Source organism: Flavobacterium sp. C3NV (assembly GCF_046825355.2).
GTDB lineage: Bacteria > Bacteroidota > Bacteroidia > Flavobacteriales > Flavobacteriaceae > Flavobacterium.
The window spans coordinates 383,922-398,578 of record NZ_JBKQBJ020000003.1; the positions used below are offsets into that span (position 1 = coordinate 383,922).

General features: G+C 35.8%; 10 protein-coding genes. 3 read left to right on the forward strand and 7 right to left on the reverse strand.

Annotated features, from left to right (window positions below; translation table 11 throughout):
* The first annotated feature begins 32 nt into the window (after window positions 1-32).
* Both nagB and ACIDC4_RS06870 read left to right on the forward strand, forming a co-directional pair.
* Complete coding sequence (nagB, locus tag ACIDC4_RS06865; RefSeq protein ID WP_412042341.1) at window positions 33-1,961, forward strand: glucosamine-6-phosphate deaminase; 1,929 nt, start codon at window positions 33-35, stop codon at window positions 1,959-1,961.
* Between the two features lie 223 nt (window positions 1,962-2,184).
* Window positions 2,185-2,472 (forward strand): hypothetical protein, encoded by a 288-nt coding sequence (locus tag ACIDC4_RS06870; RefSeq protein WP_412042342.1) that lies wholly within the window; start codon window positions 2,185-2,187, stop codon window positions 2,470-2,472.
* 75 nt (window positions 2,473-2,547) lie between these two features.
* Here ACIDC4_RS06870 and ACIDC4_RS06875 read toward each other — a convergent pair whose 3' ends face one another.
* Together ACIDC4_RS06875 and ACIDC4_RS06880 are read right to left on the reverse strand one after the other, a co-directional pair.
* Window positions 2,548-2,718, reverse strand: coding sequence for a hypothetical protein (locus ACIDC4_RS06875; RefSeq protein ID WP_412042343.1), 171 nt, complete (start codon window positions 2,716-2,718; stop codon window positions 2,548-2,550).
* Between the two features lie 294 nt (window positions 2,719-3,012).
* Window positions 3,013-4,302 carry a DUF3108 domain-containing protein gene (locus tag ACIDC4_RS06880; RefSeq protein WP_412042344.1) on the reverse strand — a complete coding sequence of 430 codons (1,290 nt, stop codon included), beginning with the start codon at window positions 4,300-4,302 and terminating at the stop codon, window positions 3,013-3,015.
* 263 nt (window positions 4,303-4,565) lie between these two features.
* Here ACIDC4_RS06880 and ACIDC4_RS06885 point away from each other — a divergent pair, with 263 nt between their 5' ends.
* Window positions 4,566-6,554, forward strand: coding sequence for a GAF domain-containing hybrid sensor histidine kinase/response regulator (locus ACIDC4_RS06885; protein WP_412042345.1), 1,989 nt, complete (start codon window positions 4,566-4,568; stop codon window positions 6,552-6,554).
* Between the two features lie 19 nt (window positions 6,555-6,573).
* Here the strand turns inward: ACIDC4_RS06885 and ACIDC4_RS06890 are convergent, their stop codons facing one another.
* From ACIDC4_RS06890 to ACIDC4_RS06910, 5 genes are all read right to left on the reverse strand, one after another.
* Window positions 6,574-7,578 carry a glycoside hydrolase family 43 protein gene (locus ACIDC4_RS06890; RefSeq protein ID WP_412042346.1) on the reverse strand — a complete coding sequence of 335 codons (1,005 nt, stop codon included), beginning with the start codon at window positions 7,576-7,578 and terminating at the stop codon, window positions 6,574-6,576.
* Between the two features lie 32 nt (window positions 7,579-7,610).
* A complete protein-coding gene (locus ACIDC4_RS06895) occupies window positions 7,611-9,614 on the reverse strand; it encodes a DUF2264 domain-containing protein (protein ID WP_412042347.1) in 2,004 nt (667 codons plus the stop codon).
* 28 nt (window positions 9,615-9,642) lie between these two features.
* Window positions 9,643-12,075, reverse strand: coding sequence for a glycoside hydrolase family 2 TIM barrel-domain containing protein (locus ACIDC4_RS06900; RefSeq protein ID WP_412042348.1), 2,433 nt, complete (start codon window positions 12,073-12,075; stop codon window positions 9,643-9,645).
* A 281-nt stretch (window positions 12,076-12,356) separates the two neighbouring features.
* Complete coding sequence (locus ACIDC4_RS06905) at window positions 12,357-13,484, reverse strand: glycoside hydrolase family 43 protein (RefSeq protein ID WP_412042349.1); 1,128 nt, start codon at window positions 13,482-13,484, stop codon at window positions 12,357-12,359.
* Window position 13,485: 1 nt separating this feature from the next.
* On the reverse strand, window positions 13,486-14,343 hold the full coding sequence (locus tag ACIDC4_RS06910) for a glycoside hydrolase family 16 protein (RefSeq protein ID WP_412042350.1): 858 nt from the start codon (window positions 14,341-14,343) through the stop codon (window positions 13,486-13,488).
* Window positions 14,344-14,657: the final 314 nt, after the last annotated feature.

Sequence of the window (14,657 nt, forward strand, 5' to 3'; positions counted from 1 at the left end):
GATCTATTGACATATAAAAAAATGAAATTAAAATGATAAAAAGTACCCTAGATAAAGCAACAGGATTTGAGAAACGATTTGAAAACATCAATACCGTTGTTTTCGAAAATTCTTCTGAGGCTTCAAAAGCAGTTGCTCAGGAAATTGCGGCTTTAATTCAATCCAGACAAAAAGAAAATAAACCCTGCATTTTAGGCCTCGCAACAGGCTCTTCTCCAAAAGGATTGTATGCAGAATTGGTTCGTTTGCATAAAGAAGAAGGATTAAGTTTTAAAAATGTCATCACTTTCAACTTAGACGAATATTACCCGATGGAACCGGATTCTATTAATAGTTACGTTCGATTTATGAAAGAACTGCTCTTGGATCAGGTGGATATTTTACCCGAAAATTATCATATTCCGGATGGAACTTTATCCAAAGAAGAAATTGCCGATTATTGCCACAATTATGAAGCAAAAATTGAAGCTCTTGGAGGTATCGATTTACAGATTCTGGGAATTGGCGGCAACGGACATATCGGATTTAATGAATCAGGTTCACTTCAAAACTCGAAAACCAGATTAGTGGCGCTGGATCATATCACCAGAGTCGCGGCAAGCGGTGATTTTTCGGGATTGAGCAATACACCAAGAACAGCCATTACACTTGGAGTGAAAAAGATTATGGAAGCCAAACAGGTTATTTTAATGGCTTGGGGTGAAGGAAAATCAAACATTATCAAAAAATCGGTTGAAGGAGAAGTTACGAATCAAATTCCTGCTTCTTTTTTGCAGGAACACAACAATGCGGTTTTTGTTTTGGATAAAGAAGCTTCTTCTAAACTAACCAGAATTAACAGACCATGGCTCGTAGAAAAAATTGTATGGACGGATAAATTAATCCGAAAAGCCGTTTTGGGATTGGCATTAGACTTAAAAAAGCCCATTTTAATGCTGACCGATGCTGATTATATCGAAAACGGAATGAGTGATTTACTGGCAGATTCCGGTCCCGCTTACGACATCAATATTAAAATATTCAATAAACTGCAAAACACCATTACGGGCTGGCCGGGCGGCAAACCAAATGCCGATGACACCAACCGACCTGAAAGAGCAGAACCGGCAAAAAAACGTGTACTGATTTTCAGTCCGCATCCTGATGATGATATTATCAGTATGGGTGGCACTTTTATGCGTTTGCAGGAACAAGGGCACGAAGTACATGTGGCGTACCAAACTTCCGGAAATATCGCTGTCGCGGATGATGAAGCGCTTCGTTTTGCTAGTTTTGTGATAGATTATAATCAAAAATTCGGAATTAAAAGTGAAGAAGCTGATACCATTTACAAAAAAGCCCAAACGTTTTTGAAAAATAAAAAAGCCAGCGAAATTGATATTCCGGAAGTGCGATACTTAAAAGGATTGATTAGAAAGGGAGAAGCTCGCTCTACAAGTCATTTTGTAGGTTTGCCAGATGAGCAGATTCATTTTATGGAACTCCCTTTCTATGAAACCGGAACTATCGAGAAAAAGCCTTTAGGCAAAGAAGATATTCAGCTTACAATGGATTTGATCGAAAAAATAAAACCACATCAAATTTATGCGGCAGGAGATTTAGCCGATCCGCACGGAACACATAAAGTTTGTCTGGATGCTGTTTTTGAAGCCGTAAAAGCATTAAAACCAAAACCTTTTATGAACGATTGTTGGTTATGGTTGTACCGCGGAGCCTGGCAGGAATGGGGAATTGACGAAGTCGAAATGGCAGTACCCATGAGCCCGGATCAGGTTTTGGCAAAACGCCACGGAATTTTCAAACATCAATCTCAAAAAGACGGAGTTGTTTTTCAGGGAACTGATGCGCGAGAATTTTGGCAAAGAGCCGAAGACAGAAACAGCGAAACAGCTGAATTGTATAATCAGTTAGGTTTGTCCCGATATGCTGCGATGGAAGCTTTTGTGAGATGGGAGTTTTAATCATACTATTATTTCCTTCATTAAAGTGTTTGTATAGGTAATCCTCATTTTTTTTTTTAACTTGAGGGTGGTAAAAATCGCAAAAATAAAAAGTCCATTTCTAACGAAATGGGCTTTTTATTTTTTGCGTTTTGGTAATATGTAATTAGCATATATAACTAAAAAAACTTTCCAAAAATCCATTAGGAGTCAATTTTCGTATATGATAGTAAAAGCAGATGTCATGGAAACATTACCAACCTTTCTTATAAAAGTGCTGCAAATGCTTGCCGACAGAAACGGCATGAGCTGTACTTTAGAAGAGCTAACAAGTCTCTTAACTCCAGTTTTTAATATCTCCACACCTTTTAAAGACAATATATCCAAAGAAAAGGAAAGCCAGGCGATACTACTAGATGCTTTAGTATTTTTGAATAAAGAGGGCTATATCTTTCTAAATTCAAGTTCCGACAAAAGTTGTATCACTATCAAGGGGCTGATTTTAGTAAATAATAAAGTCTTTTGGAATTAGATTAACACACTATTTTTTCCAGATATCTAAAAGCTAATTTCTACGTAACAGATCTTCTGGCAATTTCAGAAAACATTAATCATCTGCAGGTAAAAGCTGTGATTCCATAAACTTGCCGGTTACAATCGTACCCTGCTCATCTTCCCATTGGGTAATAACATTTTCTATTAAGTCCGGCTCGAAATCAATAATTTTCATGATCTGATTACCAAACTCCTGCTGTACATTTTGACCTTTCTTAAACATAATTTTGATCATTAATAGTTAGTAAATAATTCTTTGTATTTCTAAAAACTGACTATTCAATTTTAGTATATTAAAAGTAATTAGGTCTGTGTGTAAATGATTTACAACATTATATTGCTTTATTATATTATTATTTGATCCGAAAGTGCTTTAAAAATAAAGGATGAGAAACAGCAGAATGAAATTGTTCGTGCAGACGTATCGAGTTGCAGCTTTAGATCTTTTAGGTTTCGATCTTTTCCTAAAATAGTAAGCCGTGTAAACTCTTTGATTACACGGCTTTTCTGTTTCTCATTATTCTTTTAAGCTCACTTCTTTTTTGTCGCCATCTTTATCTATGGTTACACGTTTCTCAATATTGGCCTTGTCGATATAGGATTGTCTGGCTGTACCGTAATTTGTTGAGGATCCCGTATAACCCCAATAGTTATAATAATTGGTATAACCTGATACATAGGAGTAATTATAAGAGTTAGAAAAATCAAAGCTGGCCATCACAATATAGTTCCCCGGCATGAGATCTGCGAACTCAAAATGGCCCTGATCATCATAAACTTTGGATTTTTTGACAGCATAACCAAAATCACTGGTCAAAGGAACTTCAGGCATTTTTTTCTGTTTGCGAATTTTCTTGTTCACTTCTATCCATTCTTCATAATAGTCTGAATTAGGAAAAAGCGTAATCTCTGTACCCTTTGGCGCATATTGTTTCTTAGCAGTATTCACTAAACCACCCAATCTTTTGCCAGAGCTCGATCTTGCATAGGCTGTGCCAATAATAACACTATTGCCTTTAGAAATCTGCTGAACCGAAAGTTCTTTGTTGAATGTACTCTTAATAGGCTGATAATCCAGTTCTTCGTTAACTGTAATTTCCCACATACCCTTACCCATAGACATTTCGCGCTGCCACAAACGATGGTCTTTTTTGTCTACAACATAATTATAAATGCCTCCTGTAGCTTCTTCTGAAACCGTGACAAGCCATGTATCATGTTTACCGGTTCTGGGAGAATTGAAGCTAAAGCTTTTAACTTCCTTTATAGTATAATATTCAATCAATATATCAGACTCATTATTATAGTAGAACTGAGGAATACGGGCTTTGTAACCTACATCTAATGGCAATGTACAGATGAAATGATCCATCCAGTTCCAGTCAATATAGGCCTCTTTGGGATGTAATTTCAGTTTTTTATCCTTTTTGGTTTTCTTAGAATAATAATTCCCTGTAACTGTCTCAGCAAAATCGAGATTTAGTTTTGAATCCTTTCCATCGCTGGTATAGCTTATAGGTTTAAGTGTCTGGGAATCTGCTACACTGGTGCGGGCGCTAGTCCTTGAATTGTCTTTTGGAGTATACGAATTGGTCAAACTCAACTGATTATTTGCCACAGCAATATCGTAGGTCAGTGATCCCTGTTTTGTCCAGCTAGTGTCTTTGACATAATATACGGTGTAAAGCGACTTTTCGGGTTTGAGGTATTTGGTATTAATATCCTTGCTGCCGGGTGCAACTGTCTTTTGACAGAATGCAGCAGATGAAAGCAGGCTAACTGCTAAAACAAGTGCATAAAATTTCATATAAGTAGTACTATGGTTAATGGTAAATAAATTGTTTTTTGTTGTTCAATTTACAAATCAAATGTAATAAAAAAGTTTCTATTTTGCCTCAGGGAAAAATTATATTTGAAAGTTATTTACTACATAAAATTTTTCTATTACCCATTAGACTATAATAATTTACCGGAGTAAAGGACAAAACAACCCTTGCATTTATGATCCTTATTTTTTTACCCGGTTTTACTTGAAATTATTCTATTTTTGCACTTTACTTTCCCAATAAAATGAATACTCAAGAACAACCTATACCACACAACGAGCTGGAACGTCTGGCAGCGTTAAAACGATACAATATCCTTGATACATTACCCGACAATGCTTTTGATGATGCTACAAAACTAGTTTCGTATATATGTGGCGTGCCCATCGCGCATATTTCATTTATAGACGAAAACAGGCAATGGTTTAAATCTGAAATTGGTATTGGGGTTTCTGAAGTCCCGAGGGAAATCACTTTTTGCCGTTATACTATAATGGAATCCGAAATTGTTGAAATACCGGACACGCATTCAAATGAGCGATTTAAAGACGATCCTAATGTTACAGGAGGTCTTAAAGTGAGATTTTATGCCGGAGTTCCCCTTACAACGCCTGACGGATACAACATAGGAACAATTTGTGTTATAGATCATGTTGCGAAAGAACTTGATGAAAATCAACGAAATTCACTTACAATTATTGGAAAACACGTTATCAATCAACTGGAATTAATAACAAAAAATATTGAACTGGCCGCGCAGAAAAAAATTGCCGATCGTGCTGTATTTGCAAAAGATAGTTTTTTGGCCAATATGAGCCATGAAATCAGAACTCCGCTCAATGCAATCATTGGTTTTACTGACCTTTTGGCTCAAACAAAGCTTGATGCTAATCAACGTGATTATATTGAAAGTGTGCAAATTGCAGAAGAAAATTTACTTTTGATCGTTAATGATATTTTAGATCTTTCTAAAATAGAATCAGGTAATCTGACTATTGAAACACAGCCTTTTAATTTAAAAAATACGCTTAAACATCTTTACGATTTACTAAAAATAAAAGTTCAGAAAGATGTTGAATTTAATCTCTTTCTCGATGCCGATATGCCCGAAAATGTAATTGGCGATCAGGGAAGATTAAATCAGATCCTAATGAACTTAGCTGGTAATGCGCTTAAGTTTACTGAAGATGGCGAAGTAACCGTTTCTGTAAAAAAAGTAGCTGAAACTGCCGATAATTATTCGCTTAGATTTTCGGTGAAAGATACCGGAATTGGAATACAAGAGGATAAATTGAAGACGATTTTTGAACGATTTACGCAAGCAGAAGAAAGTACTACCAGAAAATTTGGCGGTACCGGACTTGGTCTTAACATTGTAAAACAGTTAGTAGAATTACAGAACTCCACAATTCACGTAAAAAGTAAAGAAGGACGCGGTTCAGAATTTTTCTTTGTGTTGACTTATAAAAAATCAAACGAAATTGAAACCGAAGATGAAACTTTGTCCGGTTATAATTTGGGAAAACTCAATATACTGCTTTGCGAGGATAATATTTTAAATCAGAAACTGGTAAAAAACGTTATTTACAATTTTGGCTTTGAACTGGACATAGCCGAAAATGGCGAAATAGGAATTGGTCTTTTATCAAAAAATAAATATGATTTGATATTAATGGATCTTCAGATGCCGGTTAAAGACGGTTATCAAACGACAGCATACATCAGGAATGAAATGAATCTGAGCATTCCCATAATAGCCATGACAGCCCACTCTCTTGTGGGAGAGCAGCAGCTGTGTTTTGATGTAGGAATGGATGCTTATGTGCCAAAACCTTTTAAGCAGCCCGTACTTTTAGAAGCTATAAAAACAGTTTTAACCAAAGAGGGTAAAACGGAACCAAAAAGAAAGGTTAATTTATCTTTTTTGGAAGAGATGGCTTGCGGAGATACTGCCTTTATAAAAGAGATGATTCAACTTTTTATTGAAAGGATCCCTAATGAAGCAGCACAGATGCAAAAAGCTTTTCATAATAATGATAATGAGTCAGTAAAGAATATTTCGCATAATATGAAATCGAGTGTCGACATTTTTATGCTAAAAGATCTTAGTAACTATTTAACTATTATTGAAGAAGAAGCTAAGTCAGGACATTTTAGTACTGATACTTCAGATAAAATAAACTTTTTGCATCGTGAAATCATCGAAGTCGTTAAAATTTTAAAGGCATTATGATCAATTTGAAAATGATTCTTTAGTCTTTTTCATTTTGCATAAAATCCGGAAAGCCGCTTTTTGTCCAATTTACTTTGCGTGCACGTGTAGCACGATTTTTATCTGATAACTCATGCCCTTGTATTTCCTTATAATCACGAGCATGGTAAATCATTATCGTTGATTTTCCGTCTTCAGAAGTCGTAAACGAATTATGTCCGGGACCGTATCTTTTTAGCTCTTCACTGGTGTAGAAAATAGGTCCCGGAGACTTGTTCCAACTAGCAGCATTCAATAAATCTGCATCTTCATTCGCCCACAACAAACCCATACAATAATTATGATTTGTTGCACTGGCGGAATAGGCAACAAATATTCTTCCGTCTTTTTTAATTACAGCAGGTCCTTCATTTACATTGTATTTTACCCTTTCCCAGCTGAATTCCGGTTCGGTCAAAATCACTTCCGGCCCTGTAAGTGTCGTTGGATTTTTCATTTCAGATAATACCAAAGCCGTTCCGCTATCTCCTCCTCTTACATTTTGCGCCCATATCAAGTATCTTTTACCCTTGTGCTCAAAAGTAGTGGCATCCAAAGAAAAAGATTCTTTTTGCGTTTTTATCTGCCCTTCTTCTTTCCATTTGCCCTGCATAGGATCTACTGATGAATTAGACAATACCCACATTCTGATATTCCAGATATTTTCGGCCTCGCCTGCTGCAAAATAAATGTACCATTTGCCATCAATCCTGTGCAATTCCGGAGCCCAAATGTGGCTTCCCATTACTCCTTTTTCATGTTTATGCCAAATTTCTTTTTCCTTGGCTTCTTTTAATCCGTTAATGCTATTGGCCTTTCTTAATACAATACGATCATATTCGGGAACAGTTGCTATCAAAAAATAGTCTCCGGTATCTGTTTTATACACCCAGGGATCAGCGCGCTGTTCTGCAATGGGGTTATTAAATTCTGTTGCTTGCGAATAACTCTGATTAGAATACATTACAGTTATCATCATCAAAGTGAAAATTCTAATTAATCTCATGCTTACTTATTTTAATTTATTTATAAGACCCATTAAAATTGGATCTTCTTTTCTGGTTCTCCTTCAATTTTAACGGAAAAAGTACCATCACCTAAATCGATAATTTTACTAACAGGCGACAATTCTTTATTGGTAAATTTTTTATCGGATTGCTTCCAAAGCATCAAAGTTGCGTAAATATTTGAATTTTTGGGTGCAGAAGTACTTGTAACATCAATAACGCTGCTTTCATTGCTTTCTGGATGTAATCCTTTGGCTTTTACAACTTCTGTATTTTGCCATCCTAAAATGGGAATCATCGCCAATTGGTATTTTCCGTTATCAATAATAGTAACGTCAAATCCGTTTACCTTTTTTTTAGAAGTTATGATCTCTTTATCTAATTTTGGCAAAGCATAATGCCCCAACCTCATCGCAATTGGTTTATCACTATTGTTTTTATCTACTCTTAAAATTCCGTTTGCCAAAGGAATATCGGCTAGATTAAATTTTATTTTTTCATCGGTTTCTAAAACTACATCTCTGTAATAAATGCCGTTTTCAAACTTCTTAAAAGTGTACAATCTAAAAGCTTCCCACGCGTTATTTTTGTTTTTAATGACATAATTCATCGCCACTTCTCCATTTTCGCCATCGGCCTGCCACGGAAAAGCACTATTGTAAGACAGCTTGTTATAATTTTCTGTTGATCTAAACTTTTGCCAGTCGTTTTTTACTTTTTCATTGCACCAGGCTCGTACTTCAGAAGCGCCAATATTAGGATAATCTGTAATTAATATATGAGAATCTCCCTGATATTTATTGTAAACTTTGTCTTTTTCGAAAATGTCCCAATCGCCATTGTTTTCTTTGGCGTTCCAAAAAGGATTATCATCAGGAACCAGTAACCCCAGGAATGCTTTTCCCATCCAATACACACTTCCCCTGCAGCTGTAAACCTGAACTGATGGTTCAAAAGCGCCATAAAAACCAAGTGTAGGCACATTGTCTTTCATAAAATCAGGATGCGCTAAAAACTGTTTGATCACGCCAGACGAGATTCTTCGCATCCATCCATAATTGGTATTGGGATCATTCTGAAATCCCATTAAAGGAAAAGGAACTATCGCACCGGTTCTGTAACTGATGCTTCTTCCCCACATGATCATTTCGCCATTTTTGCTGAATAAATTGGGATAGTTACCCTTTAAATCATTGAAATTATGGGCAAATTTAGCCGCAATTGCAGGATAATGTGCTTTACCAAAAAACTCAGACCAGATTATTCCGTACATCTGAAAAGCCCACATACTGTAGTAATCATACGCCGGACTGTCATTATACCAACCGTTTCCTGTGTAATTTTTTAGTGATTTTTCGAGATATTCAATCAATAGTTTTTCATTAACAGCATATCCTTGTTCTTTAAAAAAGCTCAATACAAAAATGTTGAAAAATTTCCAGTTCGAATCTACCGTTGGACCATCTCCATAGCTCAACATTATTTTTGCCAATGCATCTTTCTGCGTTTGCGGCAATGGTTTCCATAAAACCTCAGGATTGGTAAGCAACGATACGGCCAAAGCGCCAAACTCTACTAGTTTTTGATTGGGACCTCCATTTTGAGAACGTGGCGCAATATATGATGGACTTGCCGGATCTGTTAATTTACCTATTTGATATCGGTAATAATCGGCTACTTTAATATTATTGATAACTAATGACGGATTCTCTTTTAATAAAGGCGAAGCTATAAATAAGGTTCTGCAAAGCCCTTCCAGTTTTTCGGTTGGAACCTGGCTTTCTTCTTTAGGATAACTTTTTCCTTCCTGTTTGGGAAATTTCATAGGATCATCCAGTGTATGAATGTAACTAAATGCTCCGTCTAATAAATATAGTGCAGCATCTCTCCAATGTTGTTTTGTCATTCCGGTATAAGGACTGACAGCGTAATTGGGATTTTTTATCTCAAATATACTGGCTGTATTTTCTTTTTGCTGTGAAAATAAAGACAAACTAAAAACAAAAACTAAAAGGGATATTTTTACTTTATTCATTTTAAAATAATTTTCTAATGCTGCTATTTTATTTTTTATTTTTTTGGATAGCCTTTATGTTAAGTACTGTTTTACTCAATCCCGGAGAAGTAACTTCAAGATTAATATTCCCTGATTCTTTATTACTTTTTATAATTACCATTGCACGTCCTTTCCAGGCTTTACGAGTATTTGCTACATATAAATCAGCATCTTTTAAATCAGCATTGTCAACTCCTGCAATTGCTCCCGCGCCCGAAACTTTAAATGTCAGTTCATTCGCAGCATTGGGATCTAAAATACCTTTGTCATCTAAAATCTCGACATTTACGTACACTAAATCCTGACCATCAGCTTCGATGGTTTTACAATCTGCTTTTAATTTAATCCTAGCAGTCTCACCTGCTGTTTTTAAGAAAACCGATTCTACTTCTTTGTTATTTTGTAATCCTACTGCTTTTAATTCGCCTTTTGTATACGGAATTACAAACGTTGCCTTAAACTCCTGCGCTTTGGCTGTTTCTTTTTCTCCTATATTTTTACCGTTCAGGTAGAGTCTTACTTTAGGATATTTTGAATATACTTCGACCTCAATATTTTTACCTTCAAGACCAGGCCAGGTCCAGCTTTCCCAAGTTGGCCAAACCGACCAGCTTGTCAGTTTGATTTCTCCATTTTCAGGATTTGGCTCCCTAACTGCCATGTATAATTTTTCATTATCATTATACAACATACTTCTATAATGCGAGATTGGTTTTCTCCACCCTGTTAAATCTACATCACCACAATACGCACCATGCCACGGATATAAATTTGCTGTCCAGTGTTCTCCTTCTGTTTCTCCCGGATATACAAAACGGCCAATTCCCGACTCCCCTAAATAATCCATTGCTGTCCAGACAAAATCGCCTATAATATAATTGTGTTTTTGAACCAAATCCCAGTTGGCAAAAGCATCTTTAGGATATGATTCAGTCTGCAAAATAATTCGGGAAGGTACTCTTTCATGATCTGATTCTGCGCGATGCAATTGATAATTATATCCTGCAACATCATGAGCAGCCATCAAAGGATCAAAAATTTCCCAGCCCTGATCCCATGTCGTCATGGCTGATGTTACGGGGCGCGTAGTATCTATACTTCGAATTGCATTTGCAAGCATTTTTGCTGTTTCAACTGCTTCTGGTTTAGTACGCTCAATAATTTCATTACCAATGCTCCACATAATGACCGAAGGATGATTGCGATCTCTGAGAACCATAGATTCTACATCGTGTTTCCACCATTTATCAAAAATACTGGCATAATCAAAAGTATTTTTCTTTTCTCTCCATCCATCAAAAGCTTCATCAATAACCAGCATACCCAATCGATCGCAAGCGTCTAAAAAGGCCTCTGAAGGAGGATTATGGGAAGTTCTCAGCGCATTAAAACCCGCTGCTTTTAGTAATTCTACCTTTCTTTCTTCAGCGCGATCATAAGCGGCAGCACCCAACGCTCCGTTATCGTGATGTACACAGCCACCGTTTAATAGTATTTTTTTATCGTTTAATACAAATCCGTTTTCAGCACTAAACTTAATTGTTCGAATTCCAAAATCAATTGTTACGACATCGATACTTTTTGACTCTTTTGCAATTGATACTTTTGCCTGATATCTGTTTGGTGTTTCTAATGACCATAACTTAGGATTTTGTACCTCAATTGTCTGAATTACTTCTTTTTCTTCATTGGGCTGCAATTCTATTTTATCAGATGCATTGGCAACAGTTTTTCCTTTTCCATCTATAATAGCAGTAGAGAGCATAACAACTTCTAAAACTGGCGTTTCATTTTTTATAATGGTTTTAACCCCAACTACAGCCTTGTTATTTTTTACTTCTAAAGTACTAATGGCGACACCCCAATTTTTAACATGAACCGGATTTTTTACCATTAACCATACATTGCGGTAAATACCTGAGCCGCTGTACCATCTGCAATTTTTTTGTTGCGAATTATCGACTTTCACGGCAATTGTATTTTGCTGACCCAATTTTAAATAAGGTGTAAGATCATATTCAAAGGAAGTGTAACCGTAAGGCTGGATACCCACCGATTTTCCATTAATAAAAACCTCAGCATTCATATAAACTCCTTCAAAATAAATAGCAATTTTCTGGTTCTTCCACTCGGTTGGTGCGGAAAATGTTTTTCTGTACCAGCCCGTTCCCGTTGGATAAAAACCACCATCTCCTCCACTCGGATTATTTTTTTCTGATTTTCCTTCAATACTCCAATCGTGAGGTAAATCTAATTTTCTCCAGGTAGTATCATCAAAATTTTCTGCACTATTTTCAGCAGCATCTCCTAAAGCAAATTTCCAATCAAAATTAAAACGTTGTTTTCGCTCTAAATTTGTATTATTCTGCGCCACACTTTTTGATATGAAGCCTATTATTATCAAATTAATTAAGAATAATGTCTTTACTATTTTTTTCATTTTCATTATGATGGCTGGTTATTTAAAATTCATTTCGTTTCGAAAAATTACAACCTATCAAAAATGTTGTTAGAAAAAATAAAATAATGCATCTAAGAGAAAAAATATTCATAATAGTTATTTTATTTTGTTTCAATATTCGGAAACGAAAATTACAAGTGTTAAAATAACACTTTTCAAATATAAAACTATTACGTTTAAATTTCAACTTTCCCCAACTTCTTTTGCCTACCGGTTTGTTAATTAACAAATACGATTGGGATTGTTTAGAAACCTTTACTTTATTGCTTTTCTGTAAAAGCACTTAAATCCCATTTGTCCAGCCATTTCAAAACTGGTTTGCCGTTTACAATCTTTATAGGCAGCCAAACATAGCTTCCGTCAATCGGACTGTCGGGTTTCCATCGGTCTGCCATAAAAACAAATTGATTCTTTTTACCCTGAACAGGGAAAATATAAGTGCTTTGCGAATAAAATGTCAGCTCGGCATCTTTACCAATACACGGATTCCCCAAAGATTCCCACGGTCCCCAAATAGATTTCGATTTAAAAGAACGCGCCTCATTAGGATCCCAACCCGTACAACCCGAAGTTATCATATAATAAACCTCATCTTGTTTAAAAACTGCAGGAGCTTCATTATGACCTGCCGGAGCAACTGTTGTCCATTTATCGGTAAAATCTAAATAATCATCGGTAAGCTCTGAAATATGAAGCGTCAGATTATCTTCTGAAGAATGAATCAGATACGCTTTCTCATTATCATCTACATAAACCGTCATATCTCTCGACATTTGTCCTTTTTCAAAATCCCTGCGAATCAGCATTCCGTTTTTTACTGCCGTGAGCCATTCCGGAGTCCACGATTTCAATTTACTTTCATTTATAGAAGCTGTTTTGAACTCCTCTTTAAAATTGATTGGCCAAACTCCTTTATTAGGACGATGTGATTTTTGGTATTTAAAAGGACCATTGGGCGTATCACTTATAGCAACCGCCGCACTTGCAGCATTATAACCTTGCCCTTTCAATTCTAAATGAAACCACATAACGTATTTACCCGTTTTTTTATTAAAAACTACTTTAGGGCGTTCCATGATACATCCTTTCGTTATTTCAGAAGCAGGGTTTTCCTCTACCCTAAGTACAATGCCTTCGTTGTGCCAATTGTACAAATCTTTTGAGGCGTAACAGCTAATTCCTTCTAAAGCCGTATTTCCTGAACGTCCCGCAGTTTTATATTCCCCATACCAATAGTAGGTTCCGTCAATAAAAAGCATACCGCCACCGTGGGCATTAATATGTACTCCATCAGTATCTTTCCATTGTTTTCCCGGAACAAAATTCTTGTTCTGACTGAAAACAAGAGAACATACTAAACTTATAATTATCGAATATTTTAATTTCATTTTACTTCTTTTTTTGATAAACCCTGATATAATCTATTGTGTATTTTGACGGAAAACTGGCTGCTGTATAGTCTCCGCCATTGATTCCTCCTACTGCCAGATTTACCAATAAGTAATGTGGCTGCTGAAACGGAATTATCTTTTGATCTGTGCTTTGTATGGTTTCCTGTACATTAATTTCGTTTAGTAATTGATCGTCTACATATAACTTAATCGACTGAGCATCCCAATCCATTCTCCAGACATGAAATTTATCTGCCCATGAATTGTCCTTAAAATCACTCAGCTTAAATGTGCTGCTATCCCAGGCTGTATTGGATTCCTTTGATTTCCATGCCGCATTGGCCAATATTTTACCTGTGTAATATTCCATAATATCAATTTCGCCATTCGCAGGCCAATTTCCTTTTACGCCCAAAGTCCAAAAAGCCGGCCACATTCCTTTTGCAATTGGAATCTGAGCCCGCATTTCAAACCGGCCGTATTGCCAGGCATGTTTTCCTTGCGTAATTAAGCACGAAGACGTAGTTTTTATAGAATCTCTGTTTTTTGTCCAATCCTGATGGGTTTTAGAGATAAAATTAGGATTGACTTTGTTTTCTTTTCTGGCTTCAATAACTAAAAAACCGGATTTGCAATACGCGTTTTCTTTTTGATACCACTGCTCTTCCTTATTTCTCTTAAAACCAATTTCATAATTCCAATTTTTTTTATTTGGAGCGCCATCTACAGAAAATTCATCATTCCAAACCAAATCATAACCTTTGTATTTAGGAGGCTTTTCCTGATTTGGAATAAAACTAAAAGTTAAGGCTAATACAATGGCTAAAATCAAAAACCGAAAGGTGGTAAACGTCATTTTATATTTGTTTTAAATCGAAAATCTTAAAGAATAATAAGTGCTGTTGGTTTATATTTAAAACATGAACAAATGCCGGTAAATATTTTGAACCAACAGCCTTCTTATTTATAGTTGTAATAGGTTGAGTAATTAATTTTAAAACATAGAAACATAGGTTCCAGACCTTCAAAAAAGGCGTTTCACTTATTTAAAATGCACATAGCTCGCTCTCTATGTGAAAGAAATGTATTTCTTTTTTGCATTCTTTTTAGCTAAAAAAAATCTATGTTTCTATGTGTTTCTTTTTTTTTGAATTATACCCAATGGATAGT

Coding starts and splice junctions, on each gene's coding strand:
- ACIDC4_RS06890 (WP_412042346.1), bottom strand. CDS start 7,578: ATGAGATTAATTAGAATTTTCACTTTGATGATGATAACTGTAATGTAT.
- ACIDC4_RS06885 (WP_412042345.1), top strand. CDS start 4,566: ATGAATACTCAAGAACAACCTATACCACACAACGAGCTGGAACGTCTG.
- ACIDC4_RS06905 (WP_412042349.1), bottom strand. CDS start 13,484: ATGAAATTAAAATATTCGATAATTATAAGTTTAGTATGTTCTCTTGTT.
- ACIDC4_RS06895 (WP_412042347.1), bottom strand. CDS start 9,614: ATGAATAAAGTAAAAATATCCCTTTTAGTTTTTGTTTTTAGTTTGTCT.
- ACIDC4_RS06900 (WP_412042348.1), bottom strand. CDS start 12,075: ATGAAAAAAATAGTAAAGACATTATTCTTAATTAATTTGATAATAATA.
- ACIDC4_RS06870 (WP_412042342.1), top strand. CDS start 2,185: ATGGAAACATTACCAACCTTTCTTATAAAAGTGCTGCAAATGCTTGCC.
- ACIDC4_RS06910 (WP_412042350.1), bottom strand. CDS start 14,343: ATGACGTTTACCACCTTTCGGTTTTTGATTTTAGCCATTGTATTAGCC.
- ACIDC4_RS06875 (WP_412042343.1), bottom strand. CDS start 2,718: ATGTTTAAGAAAGGTCAAAATGTACAGCAGGAGTTTGGTAATCAGATC.
- ACIDC4_RS06880 (WP_412042344.1), bottom strand. CDS start 4,302: ATGAAATTTTATGCACTTGTTTTAGCAGTTAGCCTGCTTTCATCTGCT.
- nagB (WP_412042341.1), top strand. CDS start 33: ATGATAAAAAGTACCCTAGATAAAGCAACAGGATTTGAGAAACGATTT.